Source organism: Aerococcus loyolae, assembly GCF_002871915.2.
Lineage (GTDB): Bacteria > Bacillota > Bacilli > Lactobacillales > Aerococcaceae > Aerococcus > Aerococcus loyolae.
The window spans coordinates 1,735,379-1,749,659 of the sequence record NZ_CP126958.1 but is presented as its reverse complement, the minus strand read 5'-3'; the positions used below and the strand labels follow the sequence as shown (position 1 = coordinate 1,749,659).

15 protein-coding genes are annotated in these 14,281 nt (G+C 46.4%); 13 read left to right on the top strand and 2 right to left on the bottom strand.

Going from position 1 to position 14,281, the window contains the following annotated elements:
* Positions 1–211: 211 nt before the first annotated feature.
* Both CJ190_RS07935 and CJ190_RS07930 read right to left on the bottom strand, forming a co-directional pair.
* Positions 212–637, bottom strand: coding sequence for a lipocalin-like domain-containing protein (locus CJ190_RS07935; RefSeq protein ID WP_070598254.1), 426 nt, complete (start codon positions 635–637; stop codon positions 212–214).
* Between the two features lie 159 nt (positions 638–796).
* Positions 797–1,486: a hypothetical protein gene (locus tag CJ190_RS07930; RefSeq protein WP_070598255.1), complete on the bottom strand. Its 690-nt coding sequence runs from the start codon at positions 1,484–1,486 to the stop codon at positions 797–799.
* A 273-nt stretch (positions 1,487–1,759) separates the two neighbouring features.
* Between CJ190_RS07930 and yaaA the strand changes: the two genes are divergently transcribed.
* The 13 genes from yaaA to CJ190_RS07865 all read left to right on the top strand — a co-directional run bounded on the left by yaaA (position 1,760) and on the right by CJ190_RS07865 (position 14,240).
* Complete coding sequence (yaaA, locus tag CJ190_RS07925; RefSeq protein ID WP_070598257.1) at positions 1,760–2,479, top strand: peroxide stress protein YaaA; 720 nt, start codon at positions 1,760–1,762, stop codon at positions 2,477–2,479.
* 268 nt (positions 2,480–2,747) lie between these two features.
* Positions 2,748–3,818, top strand: a complete 1,071-nt coding sequence (locus CJ190_RS07920) for an IS30 family transposase (RefSeq protein ID WP_101562109.1) — start codon at positions 2,748–2,750, stop codon at positions 3,816–3,818.
* A gap of 257 nt (positions 3,819–4,075) precedes the next feature.
* Positions 4,076–4,516, top strand: coding sequence for a PTS sugar transporter subunit IIA (locus CJ190_RS07915; RefSeq protein WP_070598055.1), 441 nt, complete (start codon positions 4,076–4,078; stop codon positions 4,514–4,516).
* A 168-nt stretch (positions 4,517–4,684) separates the two neighbouring features.
* Positions 4,685–6,166 carry a glutamate--tRNA ligase gene (gene gltX / locus CJ190_RS07910; RefSeq protein WP_070598081.1) on the top strand — a complete coding sequence of 494 codons (1,482 nt, stop codon included), beginning with the start codon at positions 4,685–4,687 and terminating at the stop codon, positions 6,164–6,166.
* Positions 6,167–6,348: 182 nt separating this feature from the next.
* Positions 6,349–6,714, top strand: a complete 366-nt coding sequence (locus tag CJ190_RS07905) for a DUF488 domain-containing protein (RefSeq protein WP_070598056.1) — start codon at positions 6,349–6,351, stop codon at positions 6,712–6,714.
* A gap of 15 nt (positions 6,715–6,729) precedes the next feature.
* Positions 6,730–7,563 carry a hypothetical protein gene (locus CJ190_RS07900; RefSeq protein ID WP_083307082.1) on the top strand — a complete coding sequence of 278 codons (834 nt, stop codon included), beginning with the start codon at positions 6,730–6,732 and terminating at the stop codon, positions 7,561–7,563.
* Positions 7,564–7,584: 21 nt separating this feature from the next.
* Complete coding sequence (locus CJ190_RS07895) at positions 7,585–8,499, top strand: FAD:protein FMN transferase (RefSeq protein WP_070598058.1); 915 nt, start codon at positions 7,585–7,587, stop codon at positions 8,497–8,499.
* 101 nt (positions 8,500–8,600) lie between these two features.
* Entirely contained in the window at positions 8,601–9,944 is a 1,344-nt protein-coding gene (locus CJ190_RS07890; protein ID WP_070598059.1) for an alpha-amylase family glycosyl hydrolase, read from the top strand.
* 21 nt (positions 9,945–9,965) lie between these two features.
* A complete protein-coding gene (locus CJ190_RS07885) occupies positions 9,966–10,772 on the top strand; it encodes a Cof-type HAD-IIB family hydrolase (RefSeq protein WP_070598060.1) in 807 nt (268 codons plus the stop codon).
* 51 nt (positions 10,773–10,823) lie between these two features.
* Positions 10,824–11,456 (top strand): NUDIX hydrolase, encoded by a 633-nt coding sequence (locus CJ190_RS07880; protein WP_070598061.1) that lies wholly within the window; start codon positions 10,824–10,826, stop codon positions 11,454–11,456.
* Entirely contained in the window at positions 11,449–12,030 is a 582-nt protein-coding gene (locus tag CJ190_RS07875; protein ID WP_070598062.1) for an ECF transporter S component, read from the top strand. The genes CJ190_RS07880 and CJ190_RS07875 overlap by 8 nt, the downstream gene beginning before the upstream one ends.
* An 89-nt stretch (positions 12,031–12,119) precedes the next feature.
* Complete coding sequence (locus CJ190_RS07870) at positions 12,120–12,851, top strand: pseudouridine synthase (protein WP_070598063.1); 732 nt, start codon at positions 12,120–12,122, stop codon at positions 12,849–12,851.
* 66 nt (positions 12,852–12,917) lie between these two features.
* Positions 12,918–14,240: a uracil-xanthine permease family protein gene (locus CJ190_RS07865; protein WP_070598064.1), complete on the top strand. Its 1,323-nt coding sequence runs from the start codon at positions 12,918–12,920 to the stop codon at positions 14,238–14,240.
* Positions 14,241–14,281: the final 41 nt, after the last annotated feature.

Here is a 14,281-nt window from a genome sequence, read left to right as displayed (position 1 = left end):
TGAAGTCCCTTCAGAAAATCCAACACTCAGCCAGTTGAACTCGGAAGGGGTAGGGGATGTCCTTTCAGAAAAGTTGAACGATCAGCAAGCTGATCTTTTCATCTTTTCTTCCAAGGAATCGCCCTCCCTGATTCTTCCTCATATCCTTATAACTGCGCTTATGGGATTTTCCTCCAGTGGTCTTGCCTTTCGGTGCACCCGTCGCACTCTTTTATTGATGGGGTTCTACGCGTTCCCATTTGAGTTGGTCTTCGGGGTGGAGGCCGTTATAGATCGATAAGATCTTGCCGTCAATTTGACCGACCCGGGGTTGGGCTTGGCCTTCCCAAGTAGGGTTCATGGAAACGTCCATGTGGTGGGTGACTTCCCCTTTTTCTTCGTCCACTTCAAAACGACCTGAGTAGGCCATGTAACCGTGGGCTGCTTCAGCCATTTCTTCGGTAGTTCCCGTGTGGATGTCTCCAGATTCATATGGGGTCCGACCCACTTTGGATAATTGAGCTGACATGTAGCCATCAGGATTGTACATAATAAAGCCCTTAGCGTCTTCGCCGAAAGGATAAACTTTTTCGCCGTCTTTTTCAGTTTCGTAAGAAAGCAAACGCCAGGTACCGATTAATTGATCACGCATTGACATCGTCATTCCTCCTCATGTTTTATTTTTGGTGGCCAGTATTTGACCACCTACTACTTTTATTATAAGGGTAAGAAGCGGAAAAAGCTGGAAATTAGACTTAGGAGCGAAGAAGAAAAAAGCCCCCAGCCATTTTTTAGCTGAGGGCTCACTTGATTGGATTTAGTCTTTATCAATTAGACGGTTAAGTTGGTCTTGGAGTTCCTGGGCCACGTGGTCACGTTCTTGGCGGAAATTTTCTTTAGACCCTTGGAAGGTGACGGCTTGTCCGCAATAGATTTTATGGGTTTTGCGGTTGGCGTAGAGGGGAACAAATTGAATATGCTCTTGGTATTTACGGTAGTAGAGCTTCTCTAAGTGGAGAAAGCCTTCATAGATTTTTCCTACCGGCTGGTCTTTACTTTGATAGTCCACATCAGGAAAGATAGTCACCGGGATACGCTCTTCTAGGGCTTGGAGACTACAGGTAAAGGTCTTCTTGAGTTGGCGGCTACCGCGATAAACGGGGATAACCCGGGCTTGGTTGAGAAAGAAAGAAGCGATCCAGGCTGCTGGAAAAGCCAGTAATTTGGCAATGGCTTTGGGCAGGTGGAAACGTTGGGTAAAGGTATAGTCCACAAAGTGTTGGTAGCAGGCCTTGGGCTCAGTTAACTTAGCCAAGACCCAGATCCGCATAAAAATGGTAGTCCAGATGATGATTTTAAGCGGGCCTCTAAGGTTTTCATGGTGGGAGACAAAGACAGTTGGCTGGTTCAAATCAACCGAAGCGTCTTGGTCGATGCGGTAGGTAGGTATAAATAAACGCACGATTCTTCTACAAAAACCCAAGACTGGACCAAATTCTCTTTCCATTTTCCTCTACTCCCCTAAAAAACTGATAAAAAAACCATAATATAATTTGACTTTTTTGTCCAATAAAGTTATTTAATCAACAATAAATGGTAGAGTGTGACAGTCACACAAGAGGACGAAAGCACTGGAGCAAACTTATGGGAGATAGGCGACAGCCTACCGTAAATAGTTTGTGAAGTGGACGTTCGTCCTGTGACAAGCGCGTCAAAGAGCAAGATCGCTATGACTCTATGGTAAAATAAGACCAGCAGAACTCTTTAAAGGAGACTTTTCATGAAAATTATTTTCTCACCCGCAAAAGAAATGAGCCTCGATCATCCCTTAGCAAGCGATTGGCAGCTAAATTCTAAAAGTCAAGCAGTGGTCCAGGCACTTCAATCACTGAGCCCTGAAGCAGTGGCGAATACCTTGAAGGTAAAGGACAAACTCTTAGCGACCAACTTAGCTTACATCCAGGCTTTTGACCAAGAGCGTACCTATCCGGCCATTCGCCTCTACCACGGTTTGGCTTACCGACAGCTGGACTTGGACTTAAGCGACGCCAGTATTAAGACCTATCTGAAAGACCAGGTGCGGATTTTGTCTGCCCTCTATGGGCCCATCCCTGCGACCCAGCCCATTAAGGCCTACCGTTTGGACTTATCCATGCCCTTGAAAGTGGCAGGCCAGTCGTTAAGGAAGTTTTGGCAGGGGGCTTTTGATCAAGCCTTTGAACCGGGAGAGACCGTTCTTAATCTAGCCAGCCAGGAATTTGCCAGCCTGCTCGATCCCGACCGCTATGACTGGATCGATGTGGATTTTTACCAAGTGAAGGATGGTAAGCGTAAACAGCATTCCACGACTGCTAAAAAGGGCCGGGGGCAATTACTTAATTACCTCATCAACCATCAAGTGACTGATCTCAGCCAGGTGAAGGCATTTAATGAGGCAGGTTACCGCTACCTGGCCCAAGAATCAAACGCCCACCACTTGACCTTTATAAAAAAGGCTTGAGTGAGTGGAAGATCCAAGTGGGGAAAATTCCAGGAAAAATTCTGTTATTCTCAACCTTTCATGGTAAACTATCCCTAACACGAATTGACGGGCCAGCGACCCTTGCCAGAAGGTTAAGCGCCCATTAAAAGGAGCAGGAAGATGTTTGATTTCTTAAAGAAAAAAGGTAAATTGTAAAATGAAGTGCATAGAGAAAAGGACGACAAAAAACCAGTGATGCTCTATACTTAAAAGCGTCTAAACCCAAGTAAAGGAGCACTCACTGGCTATGAAACATTCTAACACGAAACCTAGATCATATACACACCTTTCTGCAGAAAAACGCGGAATTATCCAAGCAATGCACCAAGAAGGACATAAACAGAAAGAGATTGCTGACGCCGTTGGCGTCAATCAATGCACCATATCTCGTGAACTAAAACGTGGAAAAACACGTCAAATGAACTATGATCATACCTACGTTGATGTCTATCTTGCAGAAACTGGCTCGCGTGTTTATAAAGATAATCGGTCAAATTCTAAAGCCAGAGGCGCTTTGTATGGAAAATCTAACTTCATTAAAGCCTTTGAGGAAGCCTTACTGACACCTAAAGAAGACCGTATTTTCAGTGTTGATACGTTTATTCATGATTACCGCAGAAAACACCCTTTAGAAAGAGTTCCTTGCACCAAAACCATGTATAAATATATCAATCTTGGTTTATTAAATGTGAGGAATATTGATCTTCCTATGAAAACAAGGATTCGTCCAAGAAAACAACCTAGTGAACCGCGTGGGACGAATAAAAAGGTATTTGGAAAAAGCATTGATCAGCGATGCCCAGACGTCCTTTCAAGAGAAGAATTTGGTCACTGGGAGCTTGACCTCGTGATAGGAAAGAAGACTAAAGGAGAGCCATGTCTTATTACTCTAGTTGAACGGAAAACGCGAAAATTCCTCACCAAGAAGACTTGGAAGTGGGATGCAGATTCCATTGTAAAATCGGTTAAAAAGGTGATTCTTAAAGAGGGTCAAGCGTGTTTTAAAACCTTAACGACCGATAACGGCAGTGAATTTTCTAAACTATCTCAGCTTGAGTATGCTCTGAAGGATTTGGAAGTCTTTTTCGCCCATGCCTATTCAGCTTGGGAAAAAGGCAGTAATGAGAGACATAATCGCATGTTAAGAGAATTCTTGCCCAAAGGGACAAGCTTTAAAAAGCTGACATACCAGGAACTCGCACACTATACGAATACAATAAATAATCGCTTTAGAAAGGTCTTAGATTATCAAACCCCTAACGACTGTTATAACCTAGAAGTTGCGAAACTTCAGGAAACGCTTAAAGAAGCAGGCTAAAGTGCTTAACAAAGCATAGAGATTCAGTGTGGGCCAGTCAAGGTCCGCTTCGCTCTCCACCTTGACAGCCCCACCCTGAATCTCTAAATGATAATCAAGCACTTTAAGCTAGAGAAAAACGGGCCAAGAATTATTGACTTTATCAGCTTTTTAGTTATTTGGCATGACACTGGGATTTTTTAAAATAAATATGCACTTGATATTGCAATTTACCCTTAAAGAAAAAAGCTAAAAATACCCCAGTAACCCTCGAAGCGATTGCTAAGGGAGAATTAGTGCCTTTAGAGACAGTCTCTGACCCGGTCTTTAGCCAAAAGATGATGGGGGACGGCTATGCCATTGAGCCCGATGACGGCGCCATTTATGCCCCAGTGACTGGGACGGTGACTACAGTATTTCCTACCCAACATGCCATTGGTATGGAAAGTGAGGAAGGACTCGAAATCCTCCTCCATTTAGGCTTTAACACTGTTGATTTGGATGGAAAACCGTTTAACTCTAAGGTAGCTGCCGGTGACCAAGTCAAAGCCGGCCAGCTCTTGACCCAAATGGACCTGGAAGCCGTTCGCCAAGCGGGAGCAGAAACGACTTGTGTGCTGGTTTTAACCCAAGCGGACCAAGTGGAAAGCTTGCAGCTGACTGATCCTAAAGCCGTTCAAGCAGGGGATAAGGTTGGTCAAGTGACTTTGAAGGGCTAGGAGTGGACTGCTGACGAGCTTGTTCGAATTTGAAGTACTTTTTTGGGGGGATCCCCTTACTTGCAGGAAGTCTTCGCTTTTTGGCCCATTCCTTTTTATGCAGGGCCAAGTTATGGTAGAATAGAAACGATTGAAATCTTTACAGACAAAGAGGAGATGGCTAAATTTATGTCCGATAAGATCAGAGTGCGCTATGCGCCAAGTCCAACGGGTTACTTACACATTGGCAATGCGCGTACCGCTTTGTTTAATTATTTATTCGCACGTCACGAGGGTGGCGACTTCATTATCCGTATCGAAGACACCGATAAAAAACGGAATGTGGCTGATGGGGAGAAGAGCCAAATCGATAACCTGAAATGGTTAGGTTTGGATTGGGATGAAAGCCCAGAAAACCCAGGCCAATACGGTCCCTACCGCCAATCAGAGCGTTATGATATCTATCAAAAATACATTGACCAATTGATTGAGCAAGGGGACGCTTACTATGCTTATGATACCGAAGAAGAACTAGAAGCGGCCCGCCAAGCCCAAAAGGCAGCTGGAACCATGCCTCACTATGAAGGTACCTGGCGCGATCGTTCCGAGGAAGATATCCAAGCAGCCCGAGAAGAGGGGCGTCCAGAAACTGTTCGTTTCCGGATTCCAGAAGGGGAAACTTATACCTTTGACGACATGGTGAAAGGAGAGGTCAGCATCCATTCTGAAGATATTGGTGGCGACTTTATTATTTGGAAGAATGATAAGTCACCAACCTATAACTTCGCTGTGGTTGTCGATGACCACCTCATGGCCATTACCCATGTCTTACGTGGGGATGACCACTTGTCTAACACCCCTAAACAAATCATGATCTATCAAGCACTAGGCTGGGAGCCACCTGTTTTTGGCCATATGTCCTTGATTACCAGTGCCGAAACCGGGAAAAAACTCTCCAAACGGGATGGGTCCATCATCCAATTCATTGAGCAGTACCGTGACCTGGGTTACTTACCTGAAGCGATCTTTAACTTTATCGCCTTATTGGGTTGGTCACCAAAAGGGGAAGAAGAAATCTTCTCTAAGGAAGAATTTATTGAAATTTTTGACCCTAACCGTCTCAGCAAGTCGCCGGCTGCTTTTGATAATAAGAAATTGGAATGGATCAATAACCGTTACATGAAGGCAGCTGACGAAGAAACCGTCGCTCGTTTGGCCATTCCTCACCTGCAAGCAGCGGGACGGGTCTCTGAAAACCCAAGTGAGGAAGAATTGGCATGGACTAAGAAATTAGTATCCTTATATAAGGATGAAATGTCTTATGCGAAACAAATTGTCGACTTATCCGACATGTTCTTCCATGATTCCCTAGAAGTGGATGAACGCGGTAAGGAAATCCTGTCCGCAGACACTGCCTATGAAGTGGTGAACGACTTCAATAATAAGTTGGACGCTATTGAACCTTTCGATGAAGAACACATCATGGCGGCCATTAAACAAGTCCAAAAAGACACTGGCATTAAAGGAAAGAACCTCTACATGCCCCTGCGTGTTGCTACTTCAGGTAAGGAACACGGTCCTTCCATCGGCTTAACCATTGAAGTCATGGGTAAGGAAAAGACCAAACATCATTTAGAAGAAGCCCTCAGTAAGATGGGACAAGCTGAATAAGAAAAGGTAGTCAAGTCAAGGCTAGGACAAAAGTCCTAGCTTTTTTCAATATACGAACTATCAAAACCTGCTCCAAGCGCAGAGCAAGCATCCTCACATCCTTCTTATTTCTCCTGTTTGTTGGGATTTGTTATACTATATTTATGATATTGATGTTTTTTTAGAGATGAGGGTGTGTTTTGATGGAGATTGCGATTAAGCGAGCTTATGCGGACTATGATCCTAGTGATGGGGAGCGGATTTTAGTGGATCGCTTGTGGCCACGGGGGATCAAGAAGGAAGATGCCCATGTGGACGAATGGGAGAAAGATTTGGCCCCGAGTGATGACTTGCGCAAGACTTTTCACCAAAACCCTGACCACTTTGACCGCTTTAAGTCAGCCTATAAACAAGAACTCAACCAGAAGCAAGCTGCCCATGAGGCCTGCCAACGTCTATGTCGAAAGGCGGCTGACCATAAGATTACCCTAATCTATAGTTCCAAAAATGAAAGCGAAAATAATGCTGTTGTGTTACGTGAGCACCTGTTAGCTATGCGGGTGTATTAGAAAGAAGTGAGGCCGATGAAGCGATGGCTTAGAATAGCCTTAATTGGTATAGTGATGTCTGCTTTACAGCTGGTATTTGACTTATTTTTACCCAACCCATCCTTTCAAGGAATCCTACCGCCTTCTTCCTTGCTGGAGTCTGGAAACTATCCGCTCTTGGCGTTTCTAGTGGGTTGGCTGGTCTTTAGTCTGATGAGTGCGGGCTATGAACTGATCGATTTACGCCTGCCAGGGACCAAACGCTATAAAACCTGGGTCTACTTGGCTTGTGAGTTGGTAGTTTTCATCCTTTACCTGTGTGAACCCTTGCCCCACCGCCTGCCGGTTGATTATTTCTTAAATAGTCTGAAGGCAGTTCTTCTCTTCATGGTCCAAGGGGCTTTGATTGAGAAATTATTGGCGACTAAACGCCATCATTATCAACGCAAGCCCTTTATCTATAACCGGGCGCTTGTGGTCTATACTTTGGCCATGGTGATTTTTCGTTTCTTTGCCTACCGGGGCTTAGACATTTATAGCATGGGGGACGATTATTTAACCATTTCCCTCATTTGGTCAGCTATGCTGGGCTTGACCCTTGGTGGGGTCTTTTGCGTCTTGCAACGTTATCTCAAACGTCAAGATAAGAAAGGCAAAAACTACCAGTTTACCTGGGGCTTTTTTGCACCGGCAGTTCTGGCTTACCATGCCTTCTTTGCCTTACGTTATGAGATTGCCCTGGTCGATCTGGTGAGTCGGGCGGGTCTTGATATTATGGCTGTCTTCTTAGCCACTTGGATTGTCCTTCACTGGCAAATCGATGAATTGGCGGGAGTGAAGCAGGAACCGACCGTGTCGGGTGAAATTTAATGGATAAGAAAGGGGAGACACATGGAAGCAGTAAAATTAGTTGAATTAATGGGAACCGTGATCGAAATGAAGGTTGGCCACCCCAAGGCCGAGGCCCTCTTAGAAGCGAGCGAAGCCAAGTTGCGCGATTATGAATATCGTTTCTCCGCTAACCGCGATGACTCCATGCTGATGCGGGTCAACCAGGCAGCTGGTCAAGCGGCAGTCAAGGTGGATGAGGACCTCTTTGACCTGATCCAACTGGCTAAAAAAGTCTCGCTCTCGACTGAGGGGCGCTTTAACTTGGCGATTGGGCCTTTGGTGAAGCTCTGGCATATCGGCTTCTCCGATGCCCAGGTGCCTAGCCAAGAAGAGATTGAAGACCGGCTGGCTATCATTGACCCCCATAAGGTCCAGCTTGACCCCACGACCTGCAAAGTGTATTTAGAAGAGCCGGGGATGGAGATTGACCTGGGGGCGATAGCTAAGGGGTATTTTGCCGACCAGATTGTGGCTGATTGGCGCCGGGCCGGGGCGGATTATGGACTGATTAACCTAGGCGGTAATGTTTTGGTGATGGGGGATGCCCCTAACCGGGAGAATGGTTTTTGGCGGATTGGAATTCAGCGACCGGATGCGGTTCGTGGAGAAATCATGGCTACGGTCCCGGTCAAAAACCAGTCAGTGGTGACTTCGGGAATCTATGAACGTAGCTTTAAACAAGAAGGGCATTCCTACCATCATATCTTGGATTCTCGGACAGGTTATCCGATTGAGACGGACTTGGCCAGTTTAACGATCATTGCTCCCCAATCGGTTTTCTGTGAGATTTGGACCACTGCCCTCTTTCCCTTAAGGGCTGAGGAAGCCGTGGCTGCCATTAATGACTTAAAAGGCGTTGAAGGTTTGGCAGTCACCCAGGATGGAAAAATTTTAGTCAGCCAAGCGCTAGCCTAATCGCCTAGAGAAATTAAGCGCTTTTTTAGGCCCTGATGTGATATGATAAAAGCGACTAAGGAAAGGTGCAGGCACTTAAAAAAGGAGCGTGAAATGGACCGATGGCGAAGGTAACCAATTTGACCTTAAGGCATAAGTTAGCTTATAAAATTTTTATCCGGAATTATAGCGAAGCGGGGACTTTTCAAGCAGTTATCCCTGACTTGGCCCGCTTGAAGGCCTTGGGTGTGGATATTTTAATTTTAGCGTCGATATTTCCCGTGACCGACCAACATCCGGAAGGAGAGGTCGGCAACCCTAACTTTGTGAAGAATTTTAAGGATGTTGAGCCCACTTACGGGACTATGGAGAACTTCAAGGACTTGGTCCATGCGGTTCACCAAGCAGGTATCCAGTTAGTGATTGAGTTTCCTATGACTCAACTGGCTAGGGATTCCCAAGTGATTGAGGAGCGGCCGACTTACTTCATGCGTAATCAGGAGGGCCAGGTCTATACTCGTTTTCCCGGTTATGAAAAGGGGGTTGACCTCGACTTTTCTAACCCTAAGCTCTGGGACGAATTGATCGACACCTTGAAGGAGTGGGCCCTCTATGTGGATGGTTTCTCCATTCGCGACGCCCAATTAATCCGCACCGAGTTTTGGAATAGTGCCCGGGCCGAAGTGGAAGATGTCCATCCTTATTTCTATTGGATGGGGAACCTTCTGGCTGACAATACCATGTTTCGTTTGCGGATGGATAATGTCCAGTATTCGACAGAAGGGGAGCTCTACAGTAATTTCGATGTTCTGGACGAGGGCAATTTGGCTGAATTTTACCTCCGCTATTACCATGGAATTTTGGATTTGGATAATCTGATCTATGTCCTGAATTTAAGTGAGATCCAGCTGCCTTTTACCGCTGTGAAAAACCGGGCCCTGGAGTTCGCCAACCACCCCCGGGTCGCTTCGCTTGTGAAGAGTCAGGCGGATTTGCGAAATTGGACCGCCTTTTCCCTCTTTAAGAAGGGCATGGCCCACTTGATCATGGGACAAGAGTATGGCTTGGCCGATCCCATTCCCTGGGATAAGGCAGAAAGTATGGATTGGACTGTCAAAGAAGACATGACTGAGATGATCCAGCGGCTCTCTCAAATTAAGAAGCGCGAAGCTTGCAAGAGTGGCTACTTCTTCTACCGGGGAGTCAAGCCTAATGTGATTATTTGTGGCTACCACTATTACAACCAACACTTATTTGGTATTTTTAAATTGAAAGCCGATGGGGAAGACTTCTGTGAGGTAGAATTATCCCTGCCCCAAGGCGACTATACTAACCTGTTGAACGATGACATCTATACTATTAATGAGGGTCGTTTACGCTTGGGAGCAGACCCTGTCATCATTTCCTATGAAGGCGATATGGAGGTTCAGGTCAATAGCCAAGCAGACTACTTCTTAAAGCATTAAACAATGAAAGGAAATTAAAGCATGTATCGATTAGCTGCATTTGACGTTGATGGCACCCTCTTAAAGAGTGACTCCAGCTTGAGTGAGGCCACCCACCAGGCTTTGAAGACGATGAAGGAAGCAGGTATTGAAATTGTGATCTCTTCCGGCCGCCCCTTACCTGGGGTGGAATTGATCCAGGACCTGGTTGGTAAGGACTTGGTCCGTTATTTATCCAGTTTTAACGGGGGCCGGATTGTTGACTCCTGGTCCGATAACCAGGTCATTTTTGAAGCTGTTCTTCCCCCAGCGGAAGTTGATGAAATCTGTGACTTTTTAGCCGACTACGATGTCGATATCAACACCTATGATGACCATAATGTCCTCGGTCTCAAGTCGCCTAAGCATGACTATATGGCTCATGAAGCCAAGTTGACCGGTATGCCGATAAAAATTGAAGACTTCCGCGAGACGGGGGCTAAGGTCAATAAACTGATGGTGACTGGGGAGCCCAGTTACTTAGAGACTGTTCGTCAAGACCTACCAAAAGAGTGGTTTGACCGCTGGAATATTGTCAAATCAGCTCCTTATTTCTTAGAATTTAACCCGCTTGAGGCCAATAAGGGGTCGGGCTTAGCCCATTTGAGTCAAGAAATTGGGGTTGACCAAGAGCAAACCATGGCTTTTGGCGACCAGGAGAATGACCTGACCATGGTGGAATGGGCCGGCTTAGGCGTGGCCATGGGCAATGCAGTAGCTAGTGTCAAAGCGGTGGCGGACTTTGTGACCCATACCAATGATGAAGAAGGGATTAGCCACGTGGTGGACCAGTTTATTAACACAGACTAGCTGGCTCATTCGCCCAAGTGAGCGGTTAAGAAGCAGTAAGGAGGACCGGCCATGTTAGAAGACTACCAAGCCTTTTTTAAGGCCTATGAGGGGCAACCTTTAGGGGTAGAACGCTTTTATGCGGTGTTAATCCCTATCGTTTCTTTGGCAGGTCAAGACCCAGCCTTGCTCTATGAACACCGGGCTCCGGGGATCTCCCAAGCCGGCGACGCTGCCTTTCCGGGTGGTCGGGTAGAAGCGGGAGAGAGTTTTGCCCAGGCGGCGGTCCGTGAAAGCCAGGAAGAATTGGGAATCGCCCGAGATAAAATCCAAGTTCTCGGTGAAATGGATTATATTGTTCAGAGCAAGCGGGTGATTGCAGCCTATGTGGCTTATTTAGCCATCGATCACTTAGACGAATTGGCCATTAATGAGGATGAGGTCAAGCATGTCTTTACGGTTTCCTTGGCTGAACTGGACCAGGACCAGCCTGAAATTTATCGGATGGAATCCAGACTTGACCGCGGCCATCACTTCCCTTATGATCGTATTCCAGGAGGGAAAAATTACCGCTTCAAGAACTATGTGGAGGAAATCCCTTTTTACAATATTGATCAAGAAAATCTTTGGGGGTTAACGGCCCAACTGACGCATCGCTTTGTCCAGTTGACCGCTCACTTACGGAAAGGAGCTAGCGATGGCTAGAAGAAAACATACCGCCCTTCAAAATAAAACCATTAGTAGTTTATTTATTGCGATTTTAATTATGCAGACCTTTGTTCCTTGGATCGGTTACATTCCGCTCGGGCCAGCTAATGTGACTATTATCCATATCACGGTGATTGCTGGGGGTATGGTCTTGGGTCCGGCTGCAGGAGCTATGCTGGGTTTGGTATGGGGCGTTTTGTCCCTCTTCCATAATATGATCCAGCCCACCATCCTCTCGCCAATCTTTTTAAATCCTTTGGTATCTGTTCTCCCGCGGGTCTGTGTCGGTTTCTTGTCAGGCTGGGCAGCGACTTTCTTAACAAAATGGCTACGTCCTGAAATCAGCCGGATTATTGTGGGAGCCCTAGGAACCATTACCAATACTTCGCTGGTGATTGTGATGACTGCTCTCTTTAGTGCTGAAGCTTATGCCAAGGCCTTGAATATCCCGGAAACGGCGGTTTTAGGTACCTTTGTGGGGGCCTTAGGACTTAATTTTATTTTTGAAATTATTGCTGCGGCCATCCTGGTTCCTATTATCGGCAGTGTTTTTGACCGGGTGAAAAAATAGTTTTTTTTATTTTGAATCCCATTGAGCGAACGTCCCGCTTCTTACTTTTTCTCTTAGTAGGAAGGGACGTTTTTTAAAAGGAGTTTTTTATGCGTTTATTGGATCTTGTGCAAAAAGTATGTCACTTATCCGCCACCAAGGCCAAGCGGCTTATCCATGAGGGGGAAGTCAGCTATAAGGGGCAGCCCCTAATCGATGTTAACCAGGCCCTTGACCCTGATTTGATGGCGATTTTTTACCGGGGGGAACGGATTGGACAGGGCTTAGGCCATCATTACATCATCTATAACAAGCCCGCTGGCCAAGTGTCCGCCAAAAAAGACCCCCACTGGCCCACGCCTTACGACAACCTACCCAAAATGTACCAGGGGACTAGTATTGTGGGCAGACTGGACCGGGACGTGGAGGGCCTTCTCTTACTAACGGATAACGGCCAGCTTCATTACTTTCTGGAACATGCCCGCTTCCATATCGCTAAGACCTACCAAGTGAGTGTCAATGGCGACCTCGAAGCTGACCTGGTGGGAAAATTTCAGGCTGGGGTGACTTTTGCTGATGGGACCACTTGCCGGCCTGCCCAACTAGATATTACTGGCCCAGGTCAGGCGATCTTAACCATTGACCAAGGGATGCGCCACCAGGTTAAGAAGATGTTTCTCGCCAATGGGCTCAAGGTTACCCACTTAAAACGTCTGTCTCTAGGGCCACTCCAACTGGATTCTAACCTGAAAACTGGTCATTTTCGCCCCTTAACGAGAGTAGAAAACGAACAAATTGTAAAAATAATGGAAAATAATTCGCGAAACGACTTGAAAAGATAAAAGGATTCCGTATAATAGGAATGTATGATTTAGTAATGTTCGTGTTTATGAAAGGAAACTCTACTTATGACAAGCACGTCTCGCAACTCACACTTAGAAGCCGGTATCGATGATCACATTCCGGTTTCTGAAGCGTTGACCCTGGGTTTACAGCATGGCCTGTCCATGAATGTTTATATTGGCCCCATGATTATCGCTGGGATTGTCGGCCTGAGTACCGGTCAAACTTCAGCAGTGATTCAATCAACCTTTATCGCCTGTGGTCTAGCCATGATTATCCAAACCAAGCTCATGCACCTGCCAGTGGCGCAAGGGGCTTCCTTTATTCCGATTGCGGCCATTAGTGGGATCGCCATAGCTAATGGCGGTGGCATTGCCGGTTGGGGCGTAGCCATGTCAGCCGCTCTAGTGGGGGCCTTGGCCTTACTCTTACTGGGCTTTTCTGGTTTGATGGATAAGTTTGTCGATTACTTCATCCCTCAAATTGTGGGCGCGGTCCTCTTGCTCTGTATTGGTCTGTCTCTAATGCCAGCGGCTGTGAATAACATCTACACCGCCCCTCAAGCCAGCGTCGGCCAAAATGTAGTCCTCGGTGTGGTAGCCATGATTAGTATGGTGACTGCTACGCTCTTGGGGAACCGTCTGACCGGTTTAGTAGGGAAAGTGTGCCGGATTGGCTCCATATTGATTACCTTTTTGATTGGTTGCTTATTGGCCCAGTTTATGGGAGTTTTAGACCTCAGTCCGGTAGCGAACGCGCCATGGTTTAGTTTGCCAATGCTGATGTTTAAGGATTTTTCTTTCCAATTTGACCTGCCATCAGTGCTAACTATGCTAGTGATCTATTTACTGCTCTTGTCCGAATCGACTGGGGCTTGGATTGCTCTATCCAATGCTTCAGAAACCCCATTAACCAAGGACCGGATTAATAAAGGGGTGGTGGGAGAAGCCCTAGGTTGTCTCTTGACTAGTTTACTGGGAACCAGCCCGGTAACAGGATTTTCTTCTAATGCCGGGATTATTTCACTTACCCGGGTGGCCAGCCTCCCTGTCTTCTACTATGCTGGTGGGCTCTTTGTCCTCTTTGGCCTGTCCGGAAAATTATCTGCCTTGATTTCAGTGATCCCAGGAGCCATTATTGGCGGAGTCTTTTTGGTCATCTGCGGAACGATCTTCCTCGCTGGCCTACAAAGCCTGCAAAGCGTGGAAATCAAGCAAAAGGAAACTTTCCTCATTGCCTTATCGGTCGGGACAGTGGTTTTAATCCAATACATGCCGAGTGACTTTCTCTTGACCCTACCGCCTGTCCTCCAATACTTCTTCGGTTCACCGATTTCAGTGGCTAGCATTGTGGCCATGGTCTTAAACAAGGTCTTACCGGAAGACTAATCATTATGAAATCAGTTAAAGCATTCTCCTCTGAGGATGCT

Excerpts from the sequence above, each read along its gene's own strand:
- CJ190_RS07935 (WP_070598254.1), bottom strand. The coding sequence starts at position 637 with ATGTCAATGCGTGATCAATTAATCGGTACCTGGCGTTTGCTTTCTTAC.
- CJ190_RS07930 (WP_070598255.1), bottom strand. The coding sequence starts at position 1,486 with ATGGAAAGAGAATTTGGTCCAGTCTTGGGTTTTTGTAGAAGAATCGTG.
- yaaA (WP_070598257.1), top strand. The coding sequence starts at position 1,760 with ATGAAAATTATTTTCTCACCCGCAAAAGAAATGAGCCTCGATCATCCC.
- CJ190_RS07920 (WP_101562109.1), top strand. The coding sequence starts at position 2,748 with ATGAAACATTCTAACACGAAACCTAGATCATATACACACCTTTCTGCA.
- gltX (WP_070598081.1), top strand. The coding sequence starts at position 4,685 with ATGTCCGATAAGATCAGAGTGCGCTATGCGCCAAGTCCAACGGGTTAC.
- CJ190_RS07905 (WP_070598056.1), top strand. The coding sequence starts at position 6,349 with ATGGAGATTGCGATTAAGCGAGCTTATGCGGACTATGATCCTAGTGAT.
- CJ190_RS07900 (WP_083307082.1), top strand. The coding sequence starts at position 6,730 with ATGAAGCGATGGCTTAGAATAGCCTTAATTGGTATAGTGATGTCTGCT.
- CJ190_RS07895 (WP_070598058.1), top strand. The coding sequence starts at position 7,585 with ATGGAAGCAGTAAAATTAGTTGAATTAATGGGAACCGTGATCGAAATG.
- CJ190_RS07890 (WP_070598059.1), top strand. The coding sequence starts at position 8,601 with ATGGCGAAGGTAACCAATTTGACCTTAAGGCATAAGTTAGCTTATAAA.
- CJ190_RS07885 (WP_070598060.1), top strand. The coding sequence starts at position 9,966 with ATGTATCGATTAGCTGCATTTGACGTTGATGGCACCCTCTTAAAGAGT.
- CJ190_RS07880 (WP_070598061.1), top strand. The coding sequence starts at position 10,824 with ATGTTAGAAGACTACCAAGCCTTTTTTAAGGCCTATGAGGGGCAACCT.
- CJ190_RS07875 (WP_070598062.1), top strand. The coding sequence starts at position 11,449 with ATGGCTAGAAGAAAACATACCGCCCTTCAAAATAAAACCATTAGTAGT.
- CJ190_RS07870 (WP_070598063.1), top strand. The coding sequence starts at position 12,120 with ATGCGTTTATTGGATCTTGTGCAAAAAGTATGTCACTTATCCGCCACC.
- CJ190_RS07865 (WP_070598064.1), top strand. The coding sequence starts at position 12,918 with ATGACAAGCACGTCTCGCAACTCACACTTAGAAGCCGGTATCGATGAT.